At 65.8% G+C, this 4,402-nt stretch carries 3 protein-coding genes and 1 pseudogene; all 4 read left to right on the forward strand.

Annotated features, from left to right (window positions below; all coding sequences use genetic code 11):
- Positions 1 to 420, forward strand: a pseudogene (locus AC3WXD_RS34865) (DNA cytosine methyltransferase); the annotation flags it as partial.
- Positions 417 to 2,924 carry a DNA methyltransferase gene (locus tag AC3WXD_RS34870; protein ID WP_492325735.1) on the forward strand — a complete coding sequence of 836 codons (2,508 nt, stop codon included), beginning with the start codon at positions 417 to 419 and terminating at the stop codon, positions 2,922 to 2,924. The pseudogene AC3WXD_RS34865 and the gene AC3WXD_RS34870, both read left to right, overlap by 4 nt.
- Positions 2,921 to 3,931 (forward strand): phage Gp37/Gp68 family protein, encoded by a 1,011-nt coding sequence (locus AC3WXD_RS34875; RefSeq protein ID WP_492325736.1) that lies wholly within the window; start codon positions 2,921 to 2,923, stop codon positions 3,929 to 3,931. The genes AC3WXD_RS34870 and AC3WXD_RS34875 overlap by 4 nt, the downstream gene beginning before the upstream one ends.
- On the forward strand, positions 3,928 to 4,402 hold a 475-nt coding region (locus AC3WXD_RS34880; RefSeq protein WP_492325737.1), incomplete at its 3' end, for a hypothetical protein. The genes AC3WXD_RS34875 and AC3WXD_RS34880, both read left to right, overlap by 4 nt.

A 4,402-nucleotide genomic window follows, 5' to 3' on the forward strand; every position in this document is an offset into this window, starting at 1 on the left:
TATGGCGTGGTGGCGTGGGAACAGCCCAGCGGCGCGGTATCGGCGGCGGCCGGGCACGACAACGGCCGGTGGTCGGTGGCCGATCCACGCATGCCGGCGGCGAACGACAAGCTGGTGGCGATCATCCGCGCGCTCGATGGCACCTGGCACCGCCCGTTCACCACGCTGGAGCTGGCCGCCCTGCAGTCGCTGATCGAGCCAGAGGAGTATCTCGAGCTGGACGGCCTGAGCGACCAGGCATGGCGCGAGCGCATCGGCAATGCTGTGCCGCCGGACGCGGCGCAGGCCATCGCCGAGGTGATGGGCACCACCCTACTGCTGGCCGAGGCGGGCGAGACGTTCCAGTTGTCGGCCACGCCAGTTTGGGTGCGGCCGGTGGCGGTGGCGCTGTCGGTGACCGGCATCACGGAGGCAGCATGACGGCGGACCGATACGACGAATTCCTGCGTGCCAAGATCAAGATGGCTCGCTTCGACGGGTTCGACGTCGCGCCGGGTGACGTGAATCCGATCCTGTTCGGCCACCAGCGCGATATCGTGCGCTGGGCCGTCAAGGGCGGAAACCGCGGCATCTTCGCCTCATTCGGCCTGGGTAAGTCGGTGATGCAGTGCGAATGGGGGCGCCTGACCGTCGAACGCGCCGGCGGCATGCTGCTGCTCGTCGCTCCACTGGGTGTGCGCCAAGAACTGATCCGCGATGCCCGCATGCTCGGCATCGACCTGCGCTTCATCCGGACGGATGCCGAGGTCGCCGCCGGCCATCGCTACTATCTGACCAACTACGAATCGGTGCGCGATGGGAAGATCGACCCGCGTCGGTTTACGGCCGTCAGCCTGGACGAGGCGTCCGTGCTGCGCTCGTTCGGCAGCAAGACCTATCAGGAGTTTCTGCCGCTGTTCGAAGGCGTGCCGTTCAAACTGGTCAACACGGCGACGCCGAGCCCGAATCGCTTCAAGGAACTGATCCACTACGCCGGCTTCCTTGGGCAGATGGACACTGGTCAGGCGCTAACCCGCTTCTTCCAGCGGGACAGCGAGAAGGCCGGCAACCTGACGCTCTATCCGCACAAGGAACAGGAATTCTGGATGTGGGTGAGCAGCTGGGCGGTGTTCATCCAGAAGCCATCCGATCTCGGCTACAGCGACGAGGGCTATGAATTGCCGCCGCTCGACGTGCGATACCACGAGGTACCCACCGACTACAGCACGGCCGGCACCGACAAGATCGGCCAGGGCCTGATGTTCAACGACCCGGCGCTAGGCGTGCAAGCGGCCTCGGCGGAGAAGCGCAACAGCCTGGACGCGCGCGTGGCCAAAGCGGCTGAGCTGGTGGCCGAGGCACCCGACGACCATTTCGTGATCTGGCACGACCTGGAGATGGAGCGGCATGCCATCCAGCAGGCGCTGCCCGAGGCGGTCAGTGTATGGGGAAGCCAGGATCTGGATGAGCGCGAGCAGCGCATCATCGACTTCGGCGAGGGCCGGTACCGGCTGCTCTCCACGAAGCCGATCATCGCCGGCAGCGGCTGCAACTTCCAGCGGCACTGCCATCGCGAGATCTTCTCCGGCATCGGGTTCAAGTTCAACGACTTCATCCAGGCGATCCACCGCATCCAGCGGTTCCAGCAGCCCCACGCCTGCCGTGTGGACATCATCCACTCGGAGGCCGAGCGCGAGATCCTTCGCACGCTGCAGGAAAAGTGGCGCCGTCACGACGAAATGGTGCAGAAGATGACCGACATCATCAAGCAGTACGGCCTCAACCAACTCGCCATGCAGGAGACCCTCGCGCGCTCCATCGGCGTCAAGCGCATTGAGGTCGAGGGCCAGTTCTTCCGCGTGGCGAACAACGACTGCGTGGACGAGGCGCGCCGGCAGTCGGAGGCATCGGTCGACCTGATCGTGACCTCGATCCCGTTCGCCAACCACTACGAGTATTCGCCCTCGTACAACGACTTCGGCCATACCGAGGACAACTCGCACTTCTGGCAGCAGATGGACTTCCTGACGCCCGAGCTGCTGCGCATGCTGAAGCCGGGCCGGCTCTACTGCTGCCACGTCAAGGACCGGATCCTGTTCGGCAATGTCACAGGCGCCGGCGCGCCCACCGTCAGCCCCTTCCACGCCGAGGCGCTGTTCCATGGCCGGCAGCACGGCTTCGACTACATGGGCATGATCACCGTGGTGACCGACGTGGTGCGCGAGAACAACCAGACCTACCGCCTGGGCTGGTCCGAGCAATGCAAGGACGGCACGAAGATGGGTGTCGGCAGCCCCGAGTACATCCTGCTGTTCCGCAAGCCGCAGAGCGACCGCAGCAAGGGCTATGCCGATGCGCCGGTCCGCAAGGAGAAGGCGGACTACACCCGCGCGCGCTGGCAGGTCGATGCGCATGCCTTCTGGCGCTCGAGCGGCAACCGACAGCTCACGGCGGAGGAACTGGGGAAGCTGGGCCCGGACAAGCTGGCCAAGCTGTTCACCGAGCAGAGCCTGGCCAGCGTCTATGACTACGAGACCCACGTGCGCATCGGCGAAGAATTGGACGCCCGCGGCGCGCTGCCATCGACGTTCATGAGCCTCGCGCCCGGCAGCCACCATCCGGAGGTCTGGCACGACATCAACCGCATGCGCACGCTCAACGGCGACCAGGCGCGCCGCAACGTCGAGCAGCACGTCTGTCCCCTGCAGTTTGACATCGTGGACCGCCTGATCGAGCGCTACAGCAACGCCGGGGAACTGGTCTATGACCCTTTCTCCGGCCTGATGACCGTGCCCTATCGGGCGATCCTCAAGGGCCGTCGCGGCGGCGGCAGCGAGCTCAACCCGGCGTACTTCCTCGACGGCGTGCACTATCTCAAAGCGGCCGAGCGTGAGGTATCCATGCCGAGCCTGTTCGATGCCGGCGACATGGAGCAAGCAGCATGAGCGAGAACACCAAAATCGAATGGACCGACCACACGTTCAACCCTTGGGAGGGATGCCAGAAGGTTGGCCCCGGCTGCGACCACTGCTATGCCGAGACGCGCAACGCGCGCTTCGCCGGCGGCACGGCAGTGAACTGGGGGCCGGGCGCGCCGCGGCGCCGCACGTCACCCGCCAACTGGCGCAAGCCGCTGCAATGGAACCGCACCGCCGGCGTGTTCTACGCGCAGCACGGTCGCCGGCAGCGCGTGTTCTGCGCCAGCCTGGCCGACGTGTTCGACAACGCCGTGCCCGACGAATGGCGCGATGACCTGTGGCGCCTGATCGAGGCGACGCCCAATCTCGACTGGCTGCTGCTGACCAAGCGTATTGGCAACGTGGGCAACATGCTGCCCGTGCCGTTTGATTTCGACCGGCTATATCCGAACGTCTGGCTCGGCGCCACGATCTGCAACCAGGAGGAAGCCGACCGAGACATCCCCAAGCTGCTGGCCACGCCGGCGCGCGTGCGCTTCCTGTCGATGGAGCCGCTGCTGGGGCCGGTTGACCTGCAGCGTCACCTCTGGAAATGCTGCGGCCATCCGGTTCCGGGACACCCTGGTGATGGTTGGATGCAGCCGCCCGACCCACCAGAATGCTGCGGCGACGTCGAGCCCGCTGGCCTGCACTGGGTTATCGTCGGCGGCGAAAGCGGTCCGGGCGCCCGCCCGATGCATCCGGACTGGGCCCGCAGTCTACGCGATCAGTGCGCGGCTGCCGGCGTGCCGTTCTTGTTCAAGCAGTACGGCGAATGGGCGCCTGGGTCTGGAGACTTCGGGGCCGGCCGCTATGAGACGGCTGCGGTGGCGCTGGACTGTCGTACGGTCCAAGGTGGATTTGATGTCGCTGGCTATCCTGCTGGCGCAACAAGCGCAGACGGCTGGGCCATGGTCCACCGCGCCGGCACGAAGGCCGCTGGCCGCCTGCTCGACGGCGTGCAGCACGATGGATTCCCGGAGATCAAAGCATGATCATTCCCGACAACATCACCATGCGCGAGACCGCGCACGGTCACGGCGCCCACGGCATGGCCTTCTACGGATACGAGGACATCGCTGGCCTGGGTGTCCAAATGGAGGCGCGCCGCGAGAACAGCCGCTGCGCATTCATTGAGACGTGGTTTCACAAAGCGCTGCCGGAGCGCCAGTTTGCCACGCTGGCCGCGCTCCGCGCAGCTGCGGCCACGCTTTCCTATGAGCAAGTGGCGGCCGAGGCTGCGCGGTACCCCCATTTCCGCAGTGTGGCGCCTGACACCTGCGGCAATGCTTGCCGGCTCTGCCCGAGGCCGCCCTACACGGGCCAGCGCATCAAGCATGACACCTGGCGTGTGCGAGTCGCGATGGGGTGGCGCGCCATCACTGACCGATGCTGCAGCCTGTGCGATGCCCATTTCAACCAGTTCAACGGAAAGCCAGCCCAGCTGATCGCAGCCCTTGAGGCTG

Source organism: Cupriavidus sp. FW216-B1 (genome assembly GCF_058789195.1).

Excerpts from the sequence above, each read along its gene's own strand:
- AC3WXD_RS34870 (WP_492325735.1), top strand. The coding sequence starts at position 417 with ATGACGGCGGACCGATACGACGAATTCCTGCGTGCCAAGATCAAGATG.
- AC3WXD_RS34875 (WP_492325736.1), top strand. The coding sequence starts at position 2,921 with ATGAGCGAGAACACCAAAATCGAATGGACCGACCACACGTTCAACCCT.